This is a genomic window from Azospirillum sp. A23, assembly GCF_042938965.1.
Classification (GTDB): Bacteria; Pseudomonadota; Alphaproteobacteria; order Azospirillales; family Azospirillaceae; genus Azospirillum; species Azospirillum melinis.
In genome coordinates, this window is the sequence record NZ_CP170665.1 from 216,480 (window position 1) to 242,474 (window position 25,995).

At 70.2% G+C, this 25,995-nt stretch carries 15 protein-coding genes; 6 read left to right on the forward strand and 9 right to left on the reverse strand.

From position 1 onward, the window contains the following. Positions 1 to 231: 231 nt before the first annotated feature. The 5 genes from ABNQ40_RS08980 to ABNQ40_RS09000 form a co-directional block, all read right to left on the reverse strand. Positions 232 to 2,220 (reverse strand): tetratricopeptide repeat protein, encoded by a 1,989-nt coding sequence (locus ABNQ40_RS08980; RefSeq protein ID WP_109046962.1) that lies wholly within the window; start codon positions 2,218 to 2,220, stop codon positions 232 to 234. Beyond that, complete coding sequence (locus ABNQ40_RS08985; protein WP_109046963.1) at positions 2,217 to 3,752, reverse strand: tetratricopeptide repeat protein; 1,536 nt, start codon at positions 3,750 to 3,752, stop codon at positions 2,217 to 2,219. Before ABNQ40_RS08985 ends, ABNQ40_RS08980 begins: the two co-directional genes overlap by 4 nt. Before the next feature lie 125 nt (positions 3,753 to 3,877). Further along, the gene (locus ABNQ40_RS08990) at positions 3,878 to 4,702 is read right to left on the reverse strand and encodes a bifunctional 2-polyprenyl-6-hydroxyphenol methylase/3-demethylubiquinol 3-O-methyltransferase UbiG (RefSeq protein WP_109046964.1); all 825 of its coding nucleotides are present in this window, start codon (positions 4,700 to 4,702) and stop codon (positions 3,878 to 3,880) included. A 328-nt stretch (positions 4,703 to 5,030) separates the two neighbouring features. Then, positions 5,031 to 6,743 carry a glycosyltransferase family 41 protein gene (locus ABNQ40_RS08995; protein WP_109046966.1) on the reverse strand — a complete coding sequence of 571 codons (1,713 nt, stop codon included), beginning with the start codon at positions 6,741 to 6,743 and terminating at the stop codon, positions 5,031 to 5,033. Between the two features lie 8 nt (positions 6,744 to 6,751). Beyond that, positions 6,752 to 7,264: an SIS domain-containing protein gene (locus ABNQ40_RS09000; RefSeq protein ID WP_391346276.1), complete on the reverse strand. Its 513-nt coding sequence runs from the start codon at positions 7,262 to 7,264 to the stop codon at positions 6,752 to 6,754. A gap of 292 nt (positions 7,265 to 7,556) precedes the next feature. Here ABNQ40_RS09000 and ABNQ40_RS09005 point away from each other — a divergent pair, with 292 nt between their 5' ends. The 6 genes from ABNQ40_RS09005 to ABNQ40_RS09030 all read left to right on the forward strand — a co-directional run bounded on the left by ABNQ40_RS09005 (position 7,557) and on the right by ABNQ40_RS09030 (position 19,120). After that, positions 7,557 to 8,099 (forward strand): hypothetical protein, encoded by a 543-nt coding sequence (locus ABNQ40_RS09005; protein ID WP_247879432.1) that lies wholly within the window; start codon positions 7,557 to 7,559, stop codon positions 8,097 to 8,099. Positions 8,100 to 8,198: 99 nt separating this feature from the next. Then, positions 8,199 to 9,800, forward strand: a complete 1,602-nt coding sequence (locus tag ABNQ40_RS09010; protein ID WP_109046968.1) for a tetratricopeptide repeat protein — start codon at positions 8,199 to 8,201, stop codon at positions 9,798 to 9,800. 250 nt (positions 9,801 to 10,050) lie between these two features. Next, positions 10,051 to 11,379 carry a hypothetical protein gene (locus tag ABNQ40_RS09015; protein WP_109046969.1) on the forward strand — a complete coding sequence of 443 codons (1,329 nt, stop codon included), beginning with the start codon at positions 10,051 to 10,053 and terminating at the stop codon, positions 11,377 to 11,379. A gap of 127 nt (positions 11,380 to 11,506) precedes the next feature. Further along, complete coding sequence (locus tag ABNQ40_RS09020; protein ID WP_158285496.1) at positions 11,507 to 12,745, forward strand: glycosyltransferase family 2 protein; 1,239 nt, start codon at positions 11,507 to 11,509, stop codon at positions 12,743 to 12,745. A 63-nt stretch (positions 12,746 to 12,808) separates the two neighbouring features. After that, the gene (locus tag ABNQ40_RS09025; protein WP_109046971.1) at positions 12,809 to 15,871 is read left to right on the forward strand and encodes a glycosyltransferase; all 3,063 of its coding nucleotides are present in this window, start codon (positions 12,809 to 12,811) and stop codon (positions 15,869 to 15,871) included. Positions 15,872 to 16,009: 138 nt separating this feature from the next. Next, positions 16,010 to 19,120, forward strand: a complete 3,111-nt coding sequence (locus tag ABNQ40_RS09030; RefSeq protein ID WP_109046972.1) for a M10 family metallopeptidase C-terminal domain-containing protein — start codon at positions 16,010 to 16,012, stop codon at positions 19,118 to 19,120. A 39-nt stretch (positions 19,121 to 19,159) separates the two neighbouring features. Here the strand turns inward: ABNQ40_RS09030 and ABNQ40_RS09035 are convergent, their stop codons facing one another. From ABNQ40_RS09035 to ABNQ40_RS09050, 4 genes are read right to left on the reverse strand one after another with little or no spacing between them, the layout of a single operon-like run. Continuing rightward, complete coding sequence (locus ABNQ40_RS09035; protein ID WP_109046973.1) at positions 19,160 to 21,418, reverse strand: biotin/lipoyl-binding protein; 2,259 nt, start codon at positions 21,416 to 21,418, stop codon at positions 19,160 to 19,162. A 44-nt stretch (positions 21,419 to 21,462) separates the two neighbouring features. After that, positions 21,463 to 22,947, reverse strand: coding sequence for an efflux RND transporter periplasmic adaptor subunit (locus ABNQ40_RS09040; protein WP_109046974.1), 1,485 nt, complete (start codon positions 22,945 to 22,947; stop codon positions 21,463 to 21,465). Further along, complete coding sequence (locus ABNQ40_RS09045; protein ID WP_247879433.1) at positions 22,944 to 23,780, reverse strand: efflux RND transporter periplasmic adaptor subunit; 837 nt, start codon at positions 23,778 to 23,780, stop codon at positions 22,944 to 22,946. The genes ABNQ40_RS09040 and ABNQ40_RS09045 overlap by 4 nt, the downstream gene beginning before the upstream one ends. Beyond that, positions 23,777 to 25,939 carry a TolC family protein gene (locus tag ABNQ40_RS09050; RefSeq protein WP_391346139.1) on the reverse strand — a complete coding sequence of 721 codons (2,163 nt, stop codon included), beginning with the start codon at positions 25,937 to 25,939 and terminating at the stop codon, positions 23,777 to 23,779. The genes ABNQ40_RS09045 and ABNQ40_RS09050 overlap by 4 nt, the downstream gene beginning before the upstream one ends. Between the last annotated feature and the right edge of the window lie 56 nt (positions 25,940 to 25,995).

Below are 25,995 nucleotides of genomic sequence, written 5' to 3' on the forward strand. Positions count from 1 at the left end.
ACGCTCACCCCAGACGGAACCGGAGAGTTGTTGACGATCCAGAGAAACTTAGGACTCGAAGCAATAACCGCCATCTGGTCCGCCATACCAACAAAGCAATACCTGCCAAAAGGTATGGTATCAAAAATACCCACAATTGGGTTAGCCCTTTCACTCCTTGTTGCAATTATGAAATATGGGAGCGTTCATTTCGGCATACCGGGAGATGCAATGCGCTTTTCCCTATGAGGCTCAGCCGGCCGGCAGGATGAAGCCTTGCGGCGGCTTGCCGGCCTTGTGCAGCGCCCACATGACCTGATAGGCGCGCTCCAGATTGCGGGTGAAGCGGTGGCTGTCGAACAGCGGCGCCGTCATCCGACCGTCCTCCAGCCGCTTGCGGAAACCCGCGCGCCGGGCGGGATCGACGGCGAGCGCCACCGCCAACTCCTCGTAGCCGGACAGCGAGCGGGTGATGGTGTCGGGCAGGCCGGCCGCGTTCAGCAGGCTCGCCGCCACCCTGGACGCGAAGCTCCCGCCCAGGCAGGTCACCACCGGGCAGCCGGCCCACAGCGCGTCGCTGGTGGTGGTGTGGCCAGTGTAGGGCAGGGTGTCGAGCGCCAGATCGGCGACACGGTAGCGGGCGATGTGGTCGGCCAGCGGGCGGGGCGGGGCGAAGACCAGCCGTTCGCCGGCGACGCCCTCGGCCTCGGCCGTTTCTTTCAGATTGGCTGCGGCCTGCGGATTGGCTTCGAACAGCCACAGCACCGATCCGGGCACGCGTTTCAGGATGCGCATCCACAGGGCGAACATGGTCGGGCTGATCTTGTAGGCGGTGTTGAAGGCGGCGAAGACGACGCCGTCCTCCGGCAGGCCGCACTGGTCGCGCGACGGCACCTGCTCGGGCAGCGGCCGGCGGCGGTCGTTGATCTGATAGGCATCGGGCAGGATCGCCAGCCGCTCGGCATAGAAGGGCTGGTGCTCCGGCGGGGTGACGAAGCGGTCGCCGATCACATAATCCATGTACGGGCAGCCGATGGTGCCGGGATAGCCCAGGTAACTGACTTCGACCGGCGCCAGCCGGCGCGACAGCAGGTCGAGCCGGGTCTGCTTCGTGTAGCCCTTCAGGTCGATCATGATGTCGACGCCGTCGTCGGCCATGCAGCGGGCGACGGCATCCAGCGGCACGCTGCGGATGTCGCGGAAGCGATCGAAGGACTTCACCAGCCGCTGGCGCATGGCGCTGCCGTCGTCGGGACCGTAGGAATAGGCCAGCACCTCGAAGCGCTCGCGGTCGTGCAACTCGAACAGCTCGGCTGCCAGATAGGCGGTGGCGTGTTCATGGAAATCGGCCGAGACATAGGCGATCCGCAAGCGGCTGTCGGGCCGGCTTTCCGGCCGCGCCGGCATCGGCGGGGCCGAGGGGCGCTTGACCAGCCGGTCGTAGAACAGCCGGGCGGACCGGTCCTGCTGGGCCGGCGTGGTGTCGATCGACAGGGTGGCCAGCGGGATGACGACGCCGGCATCGTGGTCGATGGTCTCCGTCACCCGGGCGCACAGCCGGTCGTAATCGCCCCAGGCGCACAGCGTCTGCTTGAGGTAGAGGTGGTAGCACAGGGCTTCGGTCTTGGCCGGCGTCAGCGTCACCGCGTGGGCATAGGCGGTCTCCGCCTCGCCCAGGCGGCTCAGTTCGCGCAGGGCGTGGGCATAGCCGAGCATCGCCTCGCCATTGCCGGGCTCGATGACCAGCGCCCGCGTCAGGGCGCGGATCGCCTCGGCCATCCGCTGCCCCTCGCGGAGCGCCACGCCGAGATTGGCGGCGGCGAGCGTGTCGATCGGCCGCAGCCGGAGCGCGCGGGCGAAATCGGTCGCAGCCCCGTTGCGGTCGCCGAGCGCCAGCCGGGTCGATCCGCGGTTGACGTAGCCCTCCGGCGTGCCGGGGGTCAGCTGGACACAGCGGTCATGGGCGGCCAGGGACTCGCCCATGCGGCCCAGCGACTGCAGCACGGTGCCGAGATTGCTGTGGCTGTCGGGCAGATCGGGACGGATCGCGATCGACTGGCGCAGGAGGGTCTCCGCCTCCTGCGGGCGGTTCTGCAACATCACCACCGTGCCCAGCAGCTGGGTGACCTCGCCCTGGCCGGGAACGGCGTTCAGGATCGCCCGGCACACCTGCTCCGCCTCGGCCGCACGGCCGGCCCGGAAATGGTCCAGCGCCAGACGGAGCGCTTCGTTCAGCGTCATCGCCCGGCCTCCCCGGCGAGAACGCCGTTCCGGCTTCCGGCCTCGGCCGTTACGGCCGCCGTCACCCTGGCCATCACCTCGGCCCAGTCGTTGGATCTTGCCTGTCGGAACAGGCGCATGGTCGGATACCAGGGGCTGTCGAGGCGGTCGCGCATCCAGCGCCAGTCGGCGAACCATTTCAGCACCACCCAGGTCGGCCGCCCCATGGCGCCGGCCAGATGGCAGACCGAGGTGTCGCAGGTGACGATCAGGTCCATGTTGGCCATCGCCGCGGCGGTGTCGAGGAAGGCGTCCGGTCCGGCGTCGAAATCCGCCCCCAGCTCGGTCACCGCCACCCGGTCGCGCAGCCGCTCCAGATGGTCGAGGCCCGACACCTTCTGCAGGCTGTAGAGCCGGACGCCGGCGAGCTTCCCCATCGCCTCGAAGCACTCCAGCGGGATCGACTTGCCGGTCTCGTTGCCGTGCCAGTTGATGCCGATGCGCAAGGCCGGGCGATTGCCGCCCTCCAGCCGGTCCAGCCGCTCCGCCCAGCCGGCCTGCAGCTGCGGCTCGGCCCGCAGATAGGGCACGCCGCCGGGGACGCTGTCCGGCGTGGTGCCGAGCCGGTTCATCAGGCTCATCAGCGAGATGTGGTAATCGTAGGCCGGCAGCGGTTCGCCCAAGGCGAACAGCCCGTCCAGGTCGGGGGCGGTCGACAGCACGCGCTTCAGCGCCGGCTGGCATTCGTAGAGCACCCGTGCGCCCATCCGCTTCAGCACGCCGGCATAGCGGATGTACTGGAAGGAATCGCCCAGCCCCTGCTCGAAATGGACCAGCAGGGTCTTGCCCGCCAGCGGCTGGCCCTGCCACAGGACGCCCGGCATGTTGCGCTTGCGCCAGACCCCCTGCTCCAGCCGGCCCTCATAGGCGACGGTGCCGTTGGCGTAGTCGCCGGCCATCAGCAGGCAGGTGCCGAGATTTTTGCGGTATTCCGGCTTGCCGACGTCGATGGCGAGCGCCCGGCGGTAGGCCAGCGCCGCGTCTGCCAGATGGCCGAGGCTGAGGCTGACGGCACCCAGGTTGTTGTGGTTGACGGCCACGTCCGGCTCGACGGCCAGCGCCAGCCGGTAGACGCCGCGCGCCCGCTCGCCGTCACCGCTGAACATGAACAGGTTGCCCAGTGTCAGCAGCGCTCCCGGATAGTCGGGCTTCAGCCTCGCCAGTTCGCGGAAGGCGATCAGCGCATGCTCGATGTGGCGCTGGTCCAGCAGAATGCCGCCCAGCGCGTTCAGCGCGTCCAGATGGTCGGGCTTCAGCCGCAGTGCCTGACGCAGCGGTTCCATCGCCTCGGCTGGCCGGCCGGAGGCACGCAGGCACAGGCCCAGCGCACCATGCAGCGTGGCGCCACGCGGTGCCGCGATGTCCGGGTTTTCGTCGATCAGGCGGCGGTAGACGGTGGCCGCCTCGTCGAAACGGCCGGCCTTGAACAGCGCCGCACCGGTGTTGTAGGCCTGGACGAAGGCCGGCGAGAACTCGGAAATGGCAACCCCCACAACGCTTGGCCGCGCAAATGACCGGCGGCGCGGAACCGGGGTTTCTTAACCCAAGACCCCGGCCGTCAGCAATGAAGGGCTGCCTTCTTCATTTCTTTGATCTTACCCCTGCGGCCTCCGGAACCTTATCCCTGCGGCCTCCGGCCGATGGCAGCCCAGGAGATCTCGTTGACCCAGGCGAGTTGCACGTCTTCCAGCCCGGCGCCCTTCATCAGCGCCTCAACCTCGTCGCGGCGCCAGTAGTTGGCGATCTTCGGCAGCATCTGGTCGAAGACGATGGAGCGCAGATGCGCGAAGTCGAAGCGGCGGATCAGGCGGAAATATTCCAGCCGGTCCAGCCCCAGCCGCAAGGCCAGCCACAGCAGGGCGGTCGGCGGCAGGGACAGCGCATGCACCAGCCCGATCGGCAGGCGGCTGAACAGCGCCTTGCGCAGCGGGTCGGCGAAGTGGACGATCCAGCCGTTGTTCTCGCGGCCATAGACCCAGACCATCACCCGTCCGCCGGGTTTCACCGCACGCGCCATGTTGGCGAGCGCCGTTTCCGGATGGGCCAGATGGTGGATGACCCCGATGGAGAAGGCGAGGTCGAAGCGCTCAACCTCGTTCAGCTCATAGGCGCTCTGGCGCCGCACCTCCATCGCCGGATGCGGCGCCAGCGTGGCGCGGGCCGAGGCAAGGCTGCGCTCGTCGATGTCGATGGCCAGCCCGCCGGCGGCACCGTAGCTCATCGGCCAATGGCTGTTGCGCCCCATGCCGCAGCCGACGTCGACGAAGGTCAGGCCGCGCCAGTCCTCCGGCTTGAGGAAAGGCGTCCAGCGGCGGAACTGCTCTTCGTAGATACCTTTCAGCTCGGCATAGCGGCCCCACTCATAGCCGAAGCGGTCGGCCGACCCGCTGTGCACCGCGGATGCGGTGTCGGGGGCGGGGGAAGAAGACGGCGCTTCGCTCATCGCGGCGGTCCGGTGTGGTGGAAGGGGAAGACGGCGCTATCGGTAGAAGCCGGAGGGCGGGCTTGTCAAGCAAGGGGCAGGCAGGGCGGCCCGGGCAGGGCAGGGGGCAGGGCAGGTGCGGACAGGCCGGTTCCTCCCGCCGCCGCGGACGGCTACCATGCCGCCCCTTGCCGTGGGACGAAGCCGCCCTTCCGGCGCTGGGCCTCCTCTGCGACCGCTTCGTGGAGATCTTCGCCGACAAGCCGAGGCTGCACGCCCTGGGCGACCGTTTCCGCATCGGTGGCCGGCCGCGGGCCCAGCCGCCTGTAAAGCAGCCGCCTGTTGTGGATCAGCCGCCTGTGGACCGACTGTCCGACCGGCGCCGATCGCACCAGCGCTGCCATATCAGCCGGTAGGCGGTTTCCAGATTGCGCATGAAGCGCCCCTCGTCGCACAGCGCCGATGCCCGCAGCCGCTCGCGCATGCCCATGCGCAGCCGCATCAGCCGGGTCAGGTCGCCGGCCAGACCGGCGGCGATGGCTGCGTATTGCTCGGGGGTGCCGGCGACCAGTTCGGGCAGGCCGACGGCGGCCATCAGGCTGGCGCCGACGCGGGCGGCATGCCGGCTGCCCGCCAGCGTCACCAGCGGCGCCCCCATCCACAGCGTGTCGCAGGTGGTGATGGTGCCGTTGTAGGGATGCGGGTCCAGCGCGATGTCGATGCGGTTGTAGGCGGCCAGATGGCCGGCGGCATCCTTGATGAAGCCGACGAGGTCGAGCCGGGCCGGGTCGATGCCGGCGGCGGCGAAGCGCGCGCGCATCGCCGCCGCGGTGCCGGGGTCGGACAGCGGCCGGTCCTTCAGCAGCAGGCGGGAGTCCGGCACCCGCCGCAGAACCTCGGCCCACAGCGCGACGGTGCCGTCGGTGATCTTCGACAGCTTGTTGAAGGACCCGAACGTGACGGCTCCACTGGCGCCTGCCGGCAACGGAACCACCGGCGGGGCGGAGGCCGGCGGGCGGAAGCACAGGAAGGGGGCGGGCAGCCGGACCAGCATTTCCACCGCATGGGTGTCGGTCGGGCCGACCGGGTCGCTGATCGGATCGACGATGCGGTAGTCGACCGAATCCATGCCGGTGCCGTTGGGATAGCCCAGCCAGGTCACCTGCACCGGCGCCGGGCGCCGGGCCAGCATCGGCAGCCGGTTCAGCCCTGAATGGCCGGCGAGGTCGACCAGGATGTCGATGCCGTCGGCACGGATCTGCGCTGCCAGCGCCTCGTCGTCGAGATGGCCCACGGTGCGCCAGCCGTCGGCCTGCGCCTTGAAGCGGGCGGTGTGGGCGTCGGCATGGGTGTCCGGCAGGATCGAATAGCAGACGATCTCGAAGCGGCCGCGGTCGGCCGCCTCGAACAGGGGCGTCAGGAAATAGGCGCCCAGATGCTCGCGGAACTCGACCGACAGATAGCCGATGCGCAGCCGCTTCTCCGGATCGGGCCGGTTGGCGTGCGGGGCCGCCGCCGGCAGCCGGCCGTCCTGCCGGCCGAACCGCTCGTCGAAGCGCCGGTGTTCGGCCAACAGGCGCTCGCCGGACAGATCCAGGTAGTTCAGGCACAGCAGCCGCTGGCTGGCGATCAGCGGGTCGGCGGTAGACAACCGTTCGGCTTGGTCGAAGCACAGGGCCGCCGCATCGGCATTGCCGCGCATCTGGTGGGTGACGCCCAGATTGAACCAGACGCCGGTGTCCTGCCGCGGATTGGCGGCAATCGCCCGGCTCCAGCGCCGGACCGCCTCGTCCAACCGGTTGGCGCCGTAGGCGCTGCTGCCCAGCCCGACCCAGGGTTTGTCGTAATCCGGCCGCAGGACCAGGGATTTGCGCAGCGCCGCCGCCGCTCCGTCGGGCTGGTTCAGATCGGACAGGATGACGCCCAGGTTGTTCCAGACGTCGGCGGCCGTGCCGTCCTGCGCCAGCAGAGCGCGGCAAAGCGCCGCCGCTTCCTCCAGGCGCCCGGCGCTGAAAGCCTCCAGCGCCTGCCGCTTGAGCGTTTCCTGAACGGGGGCGGTCATGAACGCGCTCAGGCGAGCCGGGCTTCGACCTGTTCGCACAGGTAATGGTACAGGCAGATGTGGACCTGCTGGATCAGCGGGGTGGAGCGCGACGGCACGTCCAGCAGGATGTCGCTCAGCTCCGCCAACTTGCCGCCGCCCTCGCCGGTCATGGCGATGGTGGTCATGCCCAGCCGCTTCGCCACTTCGAAGGCGGCGATCACGTTGCGCGAGTTGCCGCTGGTGGAGATGCCCAGCAGGACGCCGCCCGGCTCGCCATAGGCCTCGGTCTGGCGGGCGAAGACGCTGTCGTAGGAATAGTCGTTGCTCCAGGCGGTCAGGACGGCCGCGTTGGAGCTGAGGCAGATCGCCTTCAGCCCGCGGCGCTCCTTCAGGAAGCGGCCGACCAGTTCGCCGGTGATGTGCTGGGCATCCGACGCCGAGCCGCCGTTGCCGCAGACCAGCAGCGCCCGGTTGGCGCCCAGCGCGGTGGCGACCGCATCGACCGCCGCCTCGACCTGCGCCGGATCCAGGCTGTCCATGGTGCGCCGCAGGACGTCGATGGCGGCGGTGAGGCAGCCGTGCAGCGAGGTGGCGGAGGTGGCCTGGGAATCCATGGGCGGAATACCTTTGCGTGACCGATGATGTGCGTCGGCGGTGACGGGACGGGGCGGACCCTGCGCGCGTGCCCCATGTGCAGCGGCCAGTGCATCCTATGGATCGCGGGGGCCTGTCAACTGCAAGCCGCGCAATGACGGCTTTCCCATACCGCTGGGAAAGCCTATTTTCGGTCCCGTGCCCCGGCGGCGGGGCTTAGGATGCCAAGGGTGGCCTATGACGACGCGGACGGTCCGGCTGGGCCCCCTCAGCGTGAAGATGTATTGTGCGATCGGCATGATCGCCGTGTCCTGGGCGCAGTTGGAAGACATGGTTTCGCTGTGCATCTCGCGCCTTCTCGGCACCGATCACACCGATTTCCTGCCGATTGCCTCCAACATGCAGGTCAAGGCGCGCTTCGACGCGCTGAAGTCCATCGCCGGCCTGCGCCTGCCCGCGGACGAGGCCAAGGCCCTGGTCGCCCGCTGCGACGAGGCGCTGGAGCTGGGGCGCGAACGCAACAAGATCCTGCACGGTTCCTGGATCCAGGGCGAGACCGACGATGTCGCCATCCGCCTGAACTACCGCGCCCACGGCCGCATCTCCACCGACGCCCCCGTCATCTCCGCCCGCGAGATCGCGGAGATCAGCGACCGCATCACCATGCTGACCGAAGGCTTCGCCCAGACCCTGCAACGCCTCGGCCTGTTCGATCCCAAGAACCCGATGCGCAGCCCGGTGCGCGATCCAGGCAAGACGCCGGAGCCGTCCCTCGATTGAATGCCGGCCTCCGCAGCCTCCCGCCAGCTCCCCCGTCAGCTCCCCGACCGATGCCGGTGACGGCACCGGCGCCGTGATCCCGGTTTTTCCAGACAGGCCATGCCTTCCATCCACGATATCCTGACCAAGGCCGTCACCCTCCACAACGGCGGCCAGCCGGAGCGCGCGGCGGCGCTCTACCGAGACGTCCTGGCGGTGGAGCCGGCCGAGCCGCATTCCCTGCATCTGCTGGGGCTGCAAATGCGCCGTGCCGGCTGCGAGGCGGAGGGGATTGCACTGATGGCGCGGTCGCTCCTGCTGGCCCCCACCCTTGCCCCCGCCCTCTTCAACCAGGCGCGCGCCTTGCAGGATTCTGGGCGGCTCGACGAGGCCATCGCGCATTTCCGCCGCAAGCTGGAGGTGGACCCGGACTGCGGCGTGACGTCGATCGTTTTGGGAAGCGAAGCGCTCGCCCATGGCCGGCTGGACGAGGCCGAACGGATTTTGCGCCGCGCCGCCGCCCTGGAGGCGGGTGGCGCCTTCGCATCCCGGCTGCGCCGGGCGCTGGAGCGCGTCGCCACCGCCCGCGGGATCGCCCGCGATGCCGCCGACCCGTCGCTGCCGCCGGGGCTGGTGGTCCGCGGCGCCTTCCGCGACAGCAGCGGCTATGCCCACAAGGTCCGCCAGTTCGTCCGCCATCTGGTCGATGCCGGAGTGCGGGTCCGGCTGGTCGACCTGAACCATAGCGATGTCGACAATCTGCCCGACGACCAGATCGATCCGCTCCTTCACACGCTCGACCGGCCGGTGCGGGCCAAGGCGGTGCTGAGCTTCACCACGCCGCTGGTGGTCGAGGCGGTGCCAAACCTGAAGACGATCAATTACACCGTGTTCGAGGCGCTCGACATTCCGCCCCTGTGGGCGACGCACAGCCGGCGCCACGACCATGTCGTCGTCGCCACCGACTCCTCCCGCCAGGCATGGCTCAATGCCGGCCACCCGGCCGGCCGCGTCCACGTCTGCCCAGAGGGGGTGGAACCGCTGGAGCCCGGCCGGGTGGCGCCCGCTACCCTCCAGGGTTTGAACGGGCGCCGGCTGGCCGACTATCCGGTGCGCATCCTCAACATCTCCGACCTCAACAGCCGCAAGAACCTGGAGGGGCTGCTGCGGGTGTGGCTGCGCACGACGCGGGCGGAGGATGGCGCCGCCCTGCTGCTGAAGGCCGGCAAGGGGGGAGGGGCGTCCGGCAGCATCCGCGATCTTCTGGTCCGGCTGACGGCGGAGACCGGCCGGACACTGGAGCAGGCAGCCCCTCTGTTCCTGATCGAGGGCATGCTGTCGGATGCGGAGATGATGTCGCTCCACGCCGCCGCCACCCATTATTGGAGCATGTCGCATGGCGAGGGCTGGGACCTGCCGATGGCGCAGGCCGGCGCCATGGGACTGACCCTGCTGGCTCCAGACCACAGCGCCTATCGCGCCTACCTGGACAGCCGGGTGGCCCACATGATTCCCAGCCGCGTCACCCCCGCCCTGGACGGCTATCGCGGCCGGGACTGGTGGACCCCCGACGAGGACGCCGCCGCCCGGCTGCTGCGCGCGGTCATCGACGATCCCGACGGCACCCGGCTTTCCGCCCGCGAGCATCTGCTGGAGCATTTCAGCTGGCGTTCCGCCGCCCACCGGCTGATCGACCTTCTGCGCGGGCTGGACGCCCTGTGACCGGCGGCCCCGACATCCGGCGCCGGCCTTCGGCATTGGCCCCGGCACCGGAGCGAGGGGCGCTTGCATCGTCGGTGGGAGCAGGGCAAAGAGCCCTCTTCGGCCTTAAAGTGTGATTCACGCTTCAAGCGGAATCGCTTGAAGCGTGAATCACACGGAAAACCAAAAGCCTGGAGTCTGTCTGATGCTTCTATAAGCATCAGACAGACTCCAGGCTTCGACACGCACCTTAACGCAGGCGGGTTTGCGCATGGATCAGCAGAAGTTCCGGCAGGTGATTGGCGGCATCGCCGCGGCCTGCGCAATCGACCATGCCGCCCTCGACCGCGAGCTTTGCGCCATCGAGGCCGCCGGCGACCGTCAGCGCCTCTACGACATCATGGCGCTGCTGATTTCCCGGATCGGCGACGGGGCGGAGAAGGGCCGGCTTGCCGACGCGCTGATCGGCTGCCGGCCCGATGACGAGGCCCTGTATCTCGCCCTGGCGCACCGGCTGGCCTATGCCGGCATGGGGGTTCTCGAACGCGATCCGGCCATCCCCCGGCAGGGCATCGACCTGCTCGGCCGGGCGCTGGACCGGGCGGCGCCCTCCCCCTTGCGGCCGCAGATCCATGCCAACCTGTCCTTCCTGCTCAACGAGGCCGGCCGCCCCGACCTGGCGGAGGCCCATGGCCGCGCCGCGGCCGGCTGCCCGAACGCCATCTTCCATCTCTGGCTCGGCGAAGCCCTGTTCCGGCAGGGAAAATACGCAAGCGACGGGCTCTGCGTCATCGACCTGTCGTCCCTGTCCTTCCGCCGGGCGGCCCAGGCTGTGGCCAAGGCGGATGCGGCGCCGCCCTTCGTCCCGGCCGGCCGGCATGTGGTGCTGGTGTCGGTGGACGGCGCCTATTTCAAGCGCTACGCCGCAGCGCAGATCCTGAACCTCCACGCGCTCGGGTCGGCGGTGGCCGTGCACTACCACATCGTCAACGGCGATGCGGAGGTCGCCCAGCTGATCGAACGGCTGCGGGGCATCGTCGGCGCCATGCCGGTCACCTTCTCGCACGAGCGCTGGGCGCTGCGGGGGGAGGCCATCGACAAGCCCTATTACGCGTCCTCCCGCTTCCTCATCGCGGCGGAGGCGATGCTGCTGCACAAGGCCGACGTGATCGTCTGCGATGCCGACGTGCTGTTCCGCGAGAAGCCGGAGGACATCGTCAGGCTCGCCGGCGCCGCCGACGTCGCCCACACCGATTACCGCGGCGAGCCGCTGTGCAGCCGCTACAACGCCTCCTTCGTCTATTTCCGCCACAGCCGCAGCGGCTATCTGACGCTGCTGATGATCGCGGACTTCCTGCGGACCAACTTCGCCCGCTGCTACATCTGGATGATCGACCAGGTCGCCCTGTTCGCCTGCGTCGAACGCGCGGCGCAGCTGCTGGGGAGCGAGATGACGCACGCCGCCTGGCCGGACAGCGTCCTGCCGCCGCGTGCTCCCGATGCGCTTCCGCTCGTCCTGACCGGCGCGCTCGCCGGAAAGCACGGCAACAGCCCCTACAGCGCGAAGCGGGACGAAATCCTGCGGGCATACGGCCTGTGAGGAGCGGGGGACAGCGGTCCGCCGGCCTGTCTTCGGCCGTGCATCGCGATTGTGGCTGCGGTAAGTAAGCGGCCATCCTGCCCGCGCCCGAACGGCCCGGCAGATGGATTGCCCCGACGGAGCTTTCATGCCGACCCTCGAAGAAGCCTTCCGCATCGCCGTCGAGCACCATCATGCCGGACGGCTGGCCGAGGCCGAGGCCGTCTACGAGAGCATCCTCGCGGCGGTGCCCGACCGGCCGGAGGCGATGTCGAACCTGGGCTACGCCCAGCAGATGCAGGGCAGGTTGGGGGCCGCGGCGGCCACTTACCGCAAGGTCCTGGCCAAATGGCCCGACCGTCCGCAGGCCCATATCCGGCTGGGCGAGATGATGCAGTGGACCGGCCGCTGGGGGACCGCGGTCGACTGTTACGAGACCGCGGCGGCGCTGCTGCCGAACGATGAGGGGCTGGCCGCCCAGCTCGACCATGCCCTGTCGCTCGCCTCCCGCCACCAAGCCCTGCGCGAGCCGCTGCGCCGCGGCGGACGGCTGGATTTGCGCGACGTCACCTTCCTGGTGCCCTGCCGGATCGAATCCCCGGACCGCAGGCGCAACCTGCGCATCCTGGTCACCTATCTGCGGCGGTATCTGGACACCAACATCCTGATCTGCGAGGACAATCCGGAGCGCCAGGACGTGCCCGGCATCATGGCCGAACTGGGGCTGGGGTCCGCCGACTACGGCTATGTCCACCTGACCGGCAACGACAGCCCCTACACGCACAAGGCCAAGCAGATCAACGTCATGGCGGCTGCGGCGACCACGCCGGTCCTGGTCGTGCAGGACACCGACGTGCTGGTGGAGCCGACCCAGTATGTGCTGGCCCGGCAGGCCGTCCATGACGGCGCGGCACTCGCCTGCCCGTTCAACGGCCTGTTCTTCGACGTCGCCCCCGACTTCGTGCCCGGCGTGGAGCGGACGCTGGCGGTGAACCAGATCGACCTGTTCGATCCGCGCAACGAGATGCTCTACAAGAACTCCTACGGCGGCTCGGTCTTCTTCGCCCGCCGGGTGTTCGACCGGCTCGGCGGCTTCAACGAGAAATTCGTCTCCTGGGGCTGGGAGGATTTCGAGATCTACCGCCGCCTGGAACTGCTGGGCGAGCGGGTGGAGCGCACGCTGGGGCCGCTGCTCCATCTCAGCCATGCGCGGTCGGCCAATTCGGTGACGGAAAACCCCTGGTACGCCCACAACACCGCCGAGTATGAGCGGGTGGTGTCGATGACCCCCGACCGGATCCGGGCGGAGATCGCCGGCGGCGGATTCCGCCGTCCGCTGGTCGGCGCGGACACCGTCCCCGGCTGGGGGGAACCGCCGGCCTCCTGATTCCGGCCCATGGCGCGGCGGGCATGGGTCCGCCGTTTCCCAACCCGCGTCCGAGACCTCCGCATGCCGCCGCACACGCAAGCCGCCTCCATCCTCCCGCAGCCGACAGCCGACGCTCCCCGCACGCTGTTCTGCTGCCTTGCCACGCCCGACTATTACCGCCGACCGCTGTTCTCGGAGCGCGAGGTGTTCTGCGGGCCCGACTGCCCCACGGTGGAAACCGGCGACGGCTTCGCGTCGCTGAACACCCCGCCCGGCGAATATGATCTGGTGGCCGTCGTCGCCCGACTGCCGGTGCACCAGCGTCCGGAGCTGATCGTGGTGAAGGCCGACGCCACCCGGCGCAACCTTCCCCGTGGGCTGGACCGGCTGCCGGGCACCAAGGTTCTGCTGGTCGGCGACACCCATCATTTCGCTGGCCCGCTGCGCACGCTGCTGGCCTATGGCGCGATGGAGAGCTTCGACGCGGTGGTTCTCGACCACACCCGCCAGCATGCCCATGCCTTCCTGGAGGCGGGGTTCGACCGCGTCTATTGGATCCCGGCGGTGGATTATGCGCTGCGCCGGCGCGACATTCCCACAGTCCCCGACCGTCCCCTCACCTTCGTCGGCCAGGTCGGCGCCTTCCATCCCTGGCGGCGTCATGTGCTGGACCGGCTGGCGGAAGCCGGGCTGCCGCTGACCGCGATGCGGGCGCCGCCGGAAATGGCGGCCGACATCTATGCCGGCTCGCAGATCACGCTGAACGTCTCGTTGAACGGCGACCTCAACCTGCGCGTCTTCGAGGCGCTGGGCGCCGGCGGCTTCCTGCTGACCGACGCGCTGTCGGCCGACGCCGGCCTGGAGCGCTGCTTCACCCCCGGCCGCCATCTCGCGACCTACCGTTCGCCCGGCGAGCTGGTAGAGATGGCCCGCCATTACCTCGACCACCCGGACCAGGCGATGGCGATCCGCCGGGCCGGGCAGGCACATCTGCTGGAATTCCACAGCCCGCGGGTCAAATGCGCCCAGTTCTACGCCGCGGTGTTGGACGACCGCGTCGATCCGGCGCTGGAGGTGCGCGGGGAGCGGCGCGGACTGTCGGCCCTGCCGGCCCGGAGCGCCGGCTTCCGCTGCCGCCTCGCCGCCTACGAGGCATTGCAGCGGCTGCAGCTGACCGCGTCGCGGCTGACCGTCCATGCCGCCGCGGAGGACGGCTTCGCCGCCGACCTGCGCCTCATGGCCCGCGATCTGCCGCGGGTGGCCTTCGCCGGACCGGGCGCCGCACCGGACGCCGGGGCCGACCCGGTTGCCCTGCCGCTGCCGCCATCCCCCGACCGGGTGCGGGATGATGCGGTGACGCTGCTGCCCTGGCCGGGTGCCGGTCCCGATAGGGCCGAAGCCGACCGCCTGATGGCCCGGCTGTCCGGCGCCTTCGTCCTCTGCCCCACCGCCTCGGCGCGCGACCATGCCGCGGCATCCGCCCATCTGGCCGGCTGGGGCTTCGTGCCCACCGAACCCGGCGGCATCCTGTTCCAGTGCGCCGACGCCCTGCGCTATGCCGGACGCTCGCTGTCCGATCCGGATCTGGCGGCGGGACTGGCGCCGGACCTGCGGCGCGCGCGCCTCGCGGCGCTGGAGACGATGTTGCGGACCGCCGACCAGATGGTCGGCGCCGCCCGTCTGGCCGCCCGCTTCGGCGAGAATACCCTGGCGGAACGGTTTCTGCTGGGCGCCGTCGGGCTGGACCGCCAGCAGCCGGATGCGCTCGCCGGGCTGGCCCGCCTGTGTGCGGCGGCGGGACGCGCGCTGGAGGCATTCGTCTATCTCGGCGAGGCCCGGCGTGCCGCCCGTCTCGCCGGAACCGCAGACCCGGCTCCGGATTTGGACGCCGCCGCCTTCGCCGCCGTCGCCGTCGCTGCCGGCGGCCATCCGGGGCTGGAGCGCTACCTCGGCCTGTTCCGGCAGGCGACCGCCCCGTCGACCGGCCGGCCGCGCCGCATCCTGGTGGTCACCAACCTGTTCCCGCCGCAGGAGTTCGGCGGCTATGGCCGCAAGCTGTGGGAGTTCTCGGCCGAACTGATCCGCCGCGGCCATGCGGTGACGGTGCTGACCGCCGACGTGCCCGAACTCGCCCGGCCCGGCATGGCCGGAACCGAGGATATCGAGGCGCATGTCGACCGTTCGCTGACCCTCTATGGCACCTGGAAGGACGGCCGCGCCCTCATCAACGACGATCCGGCCCAGTGCAGCGCGCTGGTCCGCGCCAACATCCGCCGAGTGCTGGAGACCGCCCGCGATTTCCGCGCCGACGCCTGTCTGGTCGGCAACCTCGATCTGGTGGGAACCGAGTTCCTCGACCCGCTGACCCGGCAGATGGGCATCCCGGTGCTGCACTGCCTGGGCAACCAGCATCCCGGCTACGCGCCGGAGACGGCGCCCCGCTCCCCCCTCTACCGCGCCGGACCGGCCAGCGCCTGGGTGGCGGAGCGGCTTGCCGCCGGCGGCTACGGCCTGCCCGCCACGGTGATCCATCCCGGCGCCCGCGTCGATTACTTCCACCGCGCGGCGATGCCCTCGACCGACCGGCTGCGCATCGCCTTCGCCAGCCTGTTCGTCAACTACAAGGGACCGCAGACGCTGATCAACGCGCTTGCGATCCTGCACCGCGAGGGCATCGACTTCGACTGCACCTTCGCCGGGGAGGCGCCGGACGCCGATCTGGCGGCCCGCTGCCGCGACTTCATCGAGCGCCACGGCATGGCCGGCAAGGTGCGCTTCACCGGTTTCCTCGACCGCCGCGGCCTGTCCGATCTGTTCGCCCGCTGCAACGTGCTGGTCTTCCCAAGCGTCTTCCAGGAGCCCTTCGGCATCTCGCAGGTCGAGGCGATGGCCGCCGGCCTGACCGTCGTCGGCAGCGGCACCGGCGGCAGCGGCGAGGTGCTGCGCGATGGCATCGACGGCCTGCTGTTCAAGGCGGAAGACCACGAGGCGCTCGCCGACCGCCTGCGCAGTCTGGTCAAGGACCGCGATGCCTGGCTGCGCATGGCCCTGTCCGGCCGCGACCGCGCCCGCGACTTCACCGTCGCCCGGTCGGTCGACCGGATCGAGGCGGTGTTCGAGGAGCTGATCGTGCAGAGGGGATAAGTGCCTACAAGTCTTGGCGCGTCATCGGGTGAACGCCCAGTGAGAAAAAAGGTCCGGGTCGACCTCCCCTTTCGATTGAGGAAGGGAAGGTTGTAGGATGACGGAGCCGCAGTTCGCGGCGCAGACATTCTTCCGGCCATGACGACCACCCTCTCCGACCTGTCCGACGCTCCGGCCGACACCGTGCCCGCCTGCTCCTGCCTGTTGTGCAATGCCGCCGGCTGGAGTGCCGCGCCGATTGCCGCAACGCCGGACCCGCAGGGTTCGGTTCCGCAGGGCGCCGCCTCCGCCACCGTCTCGGCCCTGCTGGCGACGGGGACGCCGCGCTGGGGCAGCGGTGCCGTCGGCAGCGGGGCAACCGTCACCTACAGCTTCATGGAGCAGCTGCCGTCCTACGCCACCGTCTCGGACGGGACCGGTTTCGCGCCGCTGTCCGCCACGCAGCGCGACGCGGTGCGTCAGGCATTGGCCGCCTGGAGCGCCGTCGCCAACATCTTCTTCGTCGAGACCTCCGACAGCGCCAACAGCGGGCAGGGCGGGTCGATCCGCCTCGGCACCAACCGGCAAAGCTCCAGCGCCGCCTATGCCTATTATCCGAGCGGCTCGCTCTATGACGGCGGCGGCGACATCTACCTGTCCAACAGCAGTGCCGCCAATACCAGCCCGACGCCGGGAACCTACGGCTATCTGACCATCCTGCACGAGATCGGGCATGCCATCGGGCTGAAGCATCCCGGCAACTACAACGCCACCGGCGGCGGGGGCGAACCGCCCTACCTGTCCTCGACCGAGGACAATTACCGCTACACCATCATGTCCTACAACAGGCATCCCAGCCTGGGGCTGAACGGGCTGGCGACGGGGCCGGCGCTGTACGACATCGCGGCGGCGCAGTACCTGTACGGCGTCAACGCCAACACCCGCATCGGCGATGACCGCTATGCCTTCGCCAGCAACACGGTCGCGGTCAGCCAGTCCATCTGGGATGCCGGCGGCACCGACACCATCGATGCCGGCGGCCAAGCATCGGCCGTCAGCATCGACATGACCCCGGGAGCCTTCAGTTCCATCGGTCCGAACGGGTCGGGCGGGCTGGCGGTGGGCAATGTGTCGATCGCCACCGGCGTCACCATCGAGAACGCCATCGGCGGCAGCGGCAACGACATCTTGATCGGCAACGGCGCCAACAACCTGCTGGTCGGCGGGGCGGGCGACGACACGCTGACCGGCGGGGCCGGCGACGACACGCTGCAGGGCGGCGGCGGCACCGACACCGCGGTCTACAACGGCAGCCGGTCCTCCTACACCGTCACCGTCACGTCCGACGGCGCCACCATTTCCGGCGGCGGCGAGGGCACCGACACGCTGACCGACATCGAATTCGCCCTGTTCGCCGACACCCGCATCAGCCTGATGCCTCCGGCGGTCGCCGCCAGGGCCGGCCGGGTTTCCATCGGCTCCTCCATCGCCATCGCCGGCCTGATCACGGCGACCGATCCGGCCGGCGGCCTCGTCACCCAGTATGAGCTGGTCGACAACACCAACGGCGCCGGCTCCATCATGGTCGGCGGGACAGCTCAAGGTGCCGGCGCGGTGGTGCCGCTGACCGCGGCGGCCTTCGCCGGGATCACCTTCGCTGCCTCCACCCTGCCCGGCATCGACGAGCTGTCGGTGCGCGCCTACAACGGCGTGGCGTGGAGCCGCTGGATCGGCTTCACCATCGCCTCGCGCCCGGCCAACCGGCCGCCGGCCGTCCAGGGCGACAAGACCCTGACCGCCCTGGAGGCCGGACCGGCCATCGCGCTCGGCATCGACCGACCGAGCGACCCGGACGAAGGCGACAGCATGATTGTGACGCTGGTCCGCCTGCCGTCCGCCGGCACGCTCCGGCTCGCCAACGGCACCGCCGTCACGGCCGGGATGACGCTGGGGGTGACCGATCTGGCCGGCCTGACCTATCAGGCATCATCCGGCACCCCGGCGTCGCCGGGGTCCTTCGCCTACACCGTCACCGACAGCCAGGGGGCGGTCAGCGGCCAGACCGTGACCTTGCGGGTGACCACGCTGGCCGAAACCATGGCCGGCTTCGACCCGCTGGCTTATCTTGCCTCCAACCCCGACCTTGCCGCCGTCTTCGGCACCGACGCCGCGGCGGCGCGCGAGCATTACCTGCGTGCCGGCCGGGCAGAGGGGCGGGCGGCCCGGTCCTTCGACCCGCTCTCCTACCTCGCCGCCAATCCCGATCTGGTGGCGGCCTTCGGCTACGACCTCGCTGCGGCTAGCCGGCATTACCTGACCCTGGGCCGCCGGGAAGGGCGGTCGGCCGGCAGCTTCGACCCGCTGGCCTATCTCGCCGCCAACCCCGACCTCGCCGCCGTCTTCGGCACCGACACCACGGCCGCCACCCGCCATTATCTGTCCAGCGGCCAGCGGGAGGGGCGCAGCACCAGCTTCGACGGCTACGGCTATCTGGTGTCGAACCCGGATCTGGCATCGGCCTTCGGGCTGGACCCGTCGGCGGCTGCCCGCCATTACGTGACCGCCGGCCGGACCGAGGGGCGCAGCATCACCTTCGACAGCCTGGCCTATCTGGCCGCCAACCCCGACCTCGCCGCCGCCTTCGGCACCGACACCGCGCGGGCGGCCGGCCATTACCTGTCCAGCGGCCGGCGTGAAGGGCGCAGCACCAGCTTCGACGCGCTCTCCTATCTGGCGGCCAACCGCGACCTCGCCGCCGTCATCGGCAACGATCCTGTGCGGGCGGAGGAGCATTACATCCGCTATGGCAGGCTGGAGAACCGCAGCACCAGCTTCAACGCCCACGACTATCTGCTGGCCAACCCGGATCTGCTGAGCATCTTCCTGGGCAGCGAGCAGCAGGTGAAGCTCTATGTCGTCCTTTACGGCAACACGCCGCGGCGCGATGCCGCCGGCTTCGACGCGCTGAGCTATCTGGCCGCCAACCCGGATCTGGCGGCAACCTTCGGCACCGACACCGTCGCCGCCACCGCCCATTACCAGTCGACCGGACAGGCGGCCGGGCGCCCGACCCAATTCAACGCGCTTGCCTATCTGATGGCCAACCCCGACCTCCAGCGCGCTTTCGGCAGCGACCAGCAGCAGGCGCTGGTCCATTTCATCCAGCATGGCCGCAACGAGCCGCGCCCCAACCCGATCGGCTACGTCCGCCCGCAATCGGCCGGGTTCGCCATGGCGAGCGACGGACTGCTGGCGGCAGGGCTGGGGTGATCCGGGAAGCCCCGAGACGGCAAATATCCTCCGTCCCGGTCAGAATCCCGTCTCGCGGATCAGCACCGACGCGGCCATGCGCCAGAAACGTTCGGCGATGCTGCGGGCCTCGCCCGCCACGCGGACGATGCCGCGGGTGACGCGCTCCGGCCCGTCCTGCCCGGAACCGGCTGCGCCCGGCCCGCCATTCGCCGGCCCAATGTTCACCGGTTCGACGTCCAGGGTGATGCGGTAGACAGCCTCCACCGGGGCGAGCGCGCTGCGGGCGGAACCGCCATGGGGTTGCTGGCTCGGCTGGGGTCCTGCCTGCCCCTCCACCGCCACCGGACCGCCATTGACCGAGGCGAGCGCCGGTACGTCCAGAACCGACACAGCGACCGGGTCGACCGCGCGCACCTTCGCTGCGCGCCGGGGGGCCAGCGGATCGTCGGGGTGGAACTGCGCTCCGGCCCCCGGGCTCAGCCGGTCGAAATCGTCTTCGCCGACATAGCCGACCAGCTCGCCGCTGCCCGGCGCCACCACCATCGCCAGCGGCAGCTTCGGACCGATCCAGCGGCCGGGGATCAGCGCATCCTCCATGTCGCGCACGGTGCCCGACAGGGGGGAGCGAACCACCAGCCGGTCGCGGCTGTCGAGGATGCCCTGCCGCTCGGCCAGGGCGGCGGCCAGATCCTCTTCCATCGCCCGCACGCGGTCGAGCTGCTCGCGGCTGGCGGTCATGCGGGCGATCTGCTCCTGCATCCAGTCGATGCGCAGTTCGGCCTGCCGCAGCTTGCCCTCCAGGTCGGGGGCGGTCAGGCGGAACAGCGGTTCGCCCTCCACCACGTTCTGGCCGCGGGCGACCAGCGTCTCCTCCAGCCGGGCGGGGAGGGGGGCGTAGACGGTGGCGAACCCCGACGCCCGCCAGACCACCGGCACCGACACGGTGGCGGTCACCGGCAGCAGGGTCAGCCCGACCGCCGCCGCCAGCCCGGCCAGCGTCAGCCCGGTACGCAGGTTCACATGGAAACGGTCGCGCAGAGACCACCAAGCCTTGGCTTCGGTCAGGAAGGGGCGTGCGACGAACCAGCCGATCTCGATGGCGAACAACAGGATCCCCAGAACCTTGATGGCGACGTGGTAGACCAGCAGCGCGATGCCGAGGAACAGCACCAGCCGGTAGACCCAGGTGACGTAGGAATAGGCCAGCAGGATGCGCCGCCGCCCCGCCGGCATCTCCTCCGGCGGAGCCATGCCGAGGCCGAACAGCCATTCCCGCAGCTTCCAGCGCGCCATGGCGAAGGCGCGCTCCTGCAGGTTGGGCACGTCCAGCGCGTCGGACAGCAGGTAATAGCCGTCGAAGCGCATGAAGGGGCTGAGGTTGATCGCCAGCGTGGTGACCCAGCTGACCGTCGCCAGGAAATAGGCGGCGCTGCGCAGCGGTCCGTCGGGCAGGAAGCTCCAGGCCAGCGTGGCGAAGACGGCGATCGTCAGCTCGGTGGCCATGCCGGCGGCCCCCACCGCCAGCCGTTGCCGGCGCGACACCAGCCTCCAGGCGTCGGTGGTGTCTGTGTAGAGCACCGGCCACATCACCAGGAAGGCCACCCCCATGGTCGGCACCCGGCAGCCGAAGCGCTTGGCGGTGTAGGCATGGCCAAGCTCGTGGCAGATCTTGGTGCCCAGCAGGGTGACGCCGTAGAGCGCCAGCCCTTCGGGCGAGAAGAAATGCTGGAAGGTGTGCAGGAAGGCATCCCACTGCCGCGCCACCAGCAGCCCGGCCAGGACGGCGGTCAGCAGCACCGCGACCATCCAGGCCCGGCTGTAGAGCGGCGCCACCAGCCCCACCGTCGCCGACAGGAAGCGGTCCGGCCGCACCAGCGGGATGCGGAAGAACAGGTAGTTGTGGATCAGCCACCAGAACCAGCCGGTGTGCCGCGCCGCCGCCTGGCGGGCCAGAAAGGCGGTGTCGGTGGCGACGGTCAGGTTGTTGGCCGCCAGGAACCGGTAGAAGCCGATGACGTCCTCGGCCGTCGGCTCGAACAGGCTCTGCTCCGTCACCGCCGCGGCGATGGCACGCGGGTTGGCATGGTGCCAGTGGGCGATCAGCGCGAAGCCTTCCGGCCCGACGCGGAAATAGCGGTTGCGCACCGGGTCGTGGATGGTCCAGCCCGGCGCCCCGTCCTGTCCCGCCGGAGCCGGCAGCAGGGCCAGATCGTCGCGCAATCCCGGCAGCCGCACGGACGCCAGCGGATCGGCCGGGGCGGCGTTGGCTGCATGAAGACCGGCAGGGGTGGCGGTGGGGGTGAGGGCGATGGACAAGGGAGTCCTCGGGTTTGCCTTCGGGGCTGCCTTGGGGCGGCGCCTCAGATGCCCAGCGACTGGCGCAGCAGGGCCAGCGGGCGGCGGAACAGGTAAAGCGCCAGCGGCACGCGGTCGCCCAGGATCTTGGCGGTGCCGCGCAGGCCGATGCGGGGCGGGGCCTCGCCCGCGCCCAGCGCCGCCTTGACCCGGTAGGACAGCACGCCGGCGGCCGACAGGCCGGCTTCGTAGCTGGCATGGGTCAGCCGCGCCTGCAGGGGGTGGAGCGGATCGACGTTCAGGAACAGCTCCACCGGGGAGCCCGGTTCCAGCACCAGGGCGTCGCCGACCGGCACCATGATGTCGATTTCCGGCGCCTGCGGGTCGGCCAGGGTCAGCACGCGCTCGCCCACCGAAACCGGCTTACCCAGCCAGTCGTTGACGTCGGTGAAGACGGCGATGCCGGCACGTTCGGCCTTCACCGTCACCCGCTCCAGCAGGTCGCGGGCGAGCGCCATCTCGGCGCGGCGCAACTCCACCTGGGCGCGGAGCTGGGCGATGCGCGCCTTGGTCTGCGGGTCGGCGAAGGCGGCCTGCGAGGCGGTCAGCAGCTCGGCCTCCGCCTGGGTCAGCCCCTTGCGCGCCACCTCGAAGCGGCTGCGCAGGACGGTGGACTCGAAGCTGAACAGGGGCTGACCGGCCGCCACCGGCTGGTTCGGCTGCACATGGAAGCGCTCGATCACGCCGTCCAGCGGAGCGGCGACGATCACCGGGTTGCTGGTCTGGATCTCGGCCGGGGCCAGGGTCGACATCGGCACCGGGATGGCGAGCGCGCCGGCGACGGCCAGCAGCACCAGCAGCGGCAACAGGGCCCGGCGCAGCCCATGCCGCTTCGCCCGCTTGCCCGACAGCGCCCACCAGGCATGGCCGTAGCCTTCGGCCAGATGGCTCAGCAGCAGGATTTCGCCGTCGGTCCAGGGCTCGTCACGGCCGAGCCACAGGCCGGCCAGCGGCGGCGCGGCCTTGGTCCGGCTTTCCGCCGCGGCACCGGACGCTGCTCCCCCGGGGGCGCCCCGGGGCGCCTCTTGCGGGGTTTCCGGCTTGCGCAGCGGGCACCACAGCACCTGCGCCGGTCCCCATTCCCCCCAGGCGCTGCGCACGGAGGCGGGCAGGGTGGCGGGATCGACCACGTGGACACTGTTGGCGCCGTCCCCGGTGGCGACGGCGCGCACCGCCTCCTCCAGCCATTGGGCGAAGGGGGCGTTCGGCTCCAGCACCGCGATGTTGGACACCGCCCCCAGCGTCGCCCGTCCACGCTCCCCCACCGTCAGGAAGGCCGCCTGGCGATAGGCGATCAGCCGGCGGGTCTGGTTGACGATGTGATAGCGCAGCTCCGGCGCCGTCGCCTGCCGCCAGGCCTGCCGCTGCAACTCCAGCAGCATCAGCAGGCCGTTGACGGGCTGCGCGCTTCCCTGCGGCGCCCCCTGCGGCGGAGCCGCCTGCTGGGGCGGGGTCTGGGGTGATGACGTCTGTGCCATGGCGGCGCTCATGGCTTCGCGGTTCCGGGCTTGGGGGTGCCCCCCTGATTTCCAGCCGGCAGGGAAGACACCGCCGGTTCGGGGAAGATGGCGGTGCCGCTCATGCCGGCGATCATGCCGGACGGAACGCCCTCGCCGATCAGTTTGGCGGTGACCTTCACCGACTGGCTGGCCGGATCGACCTTGGCACCGGGCAGCACGACCTCGCCGGGCAGGGTGGCGCCGGTCTCGTCGACGCGCAGGTCGAAGCGCTGCCCCGGCCTCAGCCACACCAGCCAGGAGGAGGGGACGATCAGCTCCACCTTCAGGTCGCGGTCGGACAGGATCTCCAGCAGCGGTGCGCCGGCGGCGACCGACTCATGCTCCTGGATGCGGCGTTCGACCACCCGGCCGTCGAAGGGCGCCTTGATGTCGCAGCGCCGGGCCTGCACCTCGGCCTTGCGGACGTCGGCGCGGGCGACCTGGGCCTTGGCCTCGGCCAGCTGCACCTCCGCCTCGCCGATGGAGCGCAGGCTGTTCAGGCGCCGGTTGACCCGCGCCGTCACCTCGGCCGCGTTCAGCTGGGCGCGGGCGCCGTCCAGCTCCGCCTGATAGCTGGAGCAGTCGAAGCCGACCAGCAGCTCGCCGGCCTTGAAGCTCTGGCCGGCATCGACGCTCATGTGGGCGATGCGGCCGGGGATCTCGGAGGAGAGGACGGCGTGCCGCCGGGCCTCGATCAGGGCACGGACCTGCCCCTGCGAAGCGTCCTGGGCCGCCGCCGGGGTGGAGGCGAGGCCCCCACCCAGCAGCGCGATCAGGAGAGCGGCGCCGGCGGCAATGCCGGGCCGAGCGCCGGGACGGATCACAGCGACGCGAGCCGATCGGCGGGCCCGCTGTCGGACTGCTGCTCTTGCGCCGAAAGGGTACGAACAGTGCATTCCCGCTGACTATCCTTCACACGATGGCAGAACCGCTCGGCCGCGGCGCGGTCGGCGAAGCCGCCTGCACGCAGCTGGACGATGGTCTTGCCGTCCTGGCTGCGCCGGCTGGCGATGTACAGGGCGCCAACCCCGTTGCCCTCCGTTCCCAGACGTTTGGCGATGATACCCCATTCCTGCCCGGCAAGCCTGTGGCTTGCGTAAGCCCCGAGTTCAGCCTGGATAACGGGAGAGAAGGAGGCCGTCGCAACCGGGGCGGCGGTCGGGACGGCGGTTTGTGCCGCCGGGGCAGGGATCTGAGCGGCGGCCGGAACCGGAGCGGGAACCGCCGCCGGGGCAGGGGCGGGGGAGGATGCGGGGACCGGCGAGGCGGAGGAGGCCGGCACGAAGGGGCTGGCGGAGACGGCAGACGGGGCGGCCGCGACCGGAACCGGCTTCAGCGTTTCCAGCTTGGGGGCTTCCGGCTTCACCGCTTCGGCCCTGCTGTCCGTCGGGGTGTCCTTCGGGACTTCCAGGGCGGCGGTCCTGGGCGCGGCCATCAGGTCCTTGACGCGCTGCATGCCGCTGGCGCGCTCCTGCCAGGAGGAGAGGCCCCTGCCAACCGCCTGGGTCAGGGTCGGCAGATCGTCGGCCGCCATCGTCTCGGGCAGCGGGTCGACGCCGGCCGACACCATCACGCGGGCATAGGCGTTGTGCAGGTCGGCCAGCACCAGATCGCGGCGCAGGTCGGACAGCAGCGCCGTCACCTCCGACTGGATCACGCCAAGCTCGCCCACCTGCCCGGCCTCACCAACGTTGGTGTATTGCGAGCGGATGCGGGTGTCGAGGTCGGCCTGCTCGGCGGTCAGGGCGAATTCCTGCTTCAGCTCGCGGTACTGCAGCACCGCCACATGCACCTGGCTCAGCACCGCCATGCTCAGCGCCTGACGGCGGAAGGCGACCAGCTCCTCCTGCGCCTCGGCATAGGATTTGGTGGCGGGGGCGGACACCAGATTGATCAGGTTCCAGCTGATCCGCGCGCCGTAATCGGCCCAGCGCTGGTTCAGCAGGAAGCTGTTGCTGTCGTAGCGCAGGGCGGCGTTGACGTCGATGCCCGGCAGCAGCTTCAGCAGCGACCGCCAGGTCTCGTCGGCGGAGATGCGCTGGTTATAGCTTTCCTCCAGCAGCTCCGGCCGGTTCAGCAGGGCGTAGGTCTCCAGCGCCTCGGCGCCGACGTCCAGCTTGGGCGGCGACTGCATGACGCTGGCCGCCGGCATCTCGATCTCGAACGGCTCGCCCGGCGGCAGGCCCATCAGCGCGCCCAGCTGCGACTTCGAGGACACCAGTTCCCGGCGCAGCGACTGCAGCTGGCGCAGCGTCTCGACCAGGGTGCGGGTGTAGTTCAGCGCCTGCAACGGCGCCTGGACGCGCAGCGCCTCCAGCGTGCGGGCGTCGCGGCGGGCGCCCTCGACCCGCTTCTCCAGCGGCGCCAGCCGCTTCAGCAGCCGCTCGGCGGCGACGGCGCGCCAATAGGCGGTGCGCACGTCCTGCATGATGCCCTGGACGACGCGGCGGCGGCGCTCGTCGGCGATCAGCACCAGATTGGCGTTCTGCCGCGCCCGCAGATAGCTGACGCCGAAGTCCAGCACGTTCCAGGTGAAGGCGAGGTCGCCGGTGCGGCGGTGCCTGTCGGTGGCGGTGGTGCTCTCGCCCGTCCGCCGGCCGGTGGCGAGGTTCAGGCTCTCCGAACCGGCGTCGTTGTTGCGCCCGACATAGCCGGCCGCCGCCACCACGCGCGGCAGCATGTCATAGCGCGACAGGTCCAGCTGGTCGGTGGCGACCGCCACCTCCATCAGCTTCACGCGTTCGTCGAGGTTGTACTTGATGGCCCGCGCCATCGCCTCGTCCATCGAGACCGCCTTGGTCAACGGCTCCTGCGGGGTCAGCACGACACCCAGATCCTTGCGGACGCGCTCCAGATTCTCCTCGGCCGTCAGCGGCTCGGGTTTGACCGCGCAGCCCGCGGCCAGCAGGGATGCCGTCAGAACGGCGACGGGAACCACCGAAGAAAGCAAGCGGCGGCGGAGGTGAGCGGTCGAAGTCTTCATGGTGGGGACAATTCCGTTCGGCGGAAAAGGATTGAATGAGGGAAAAGCGACGCGGG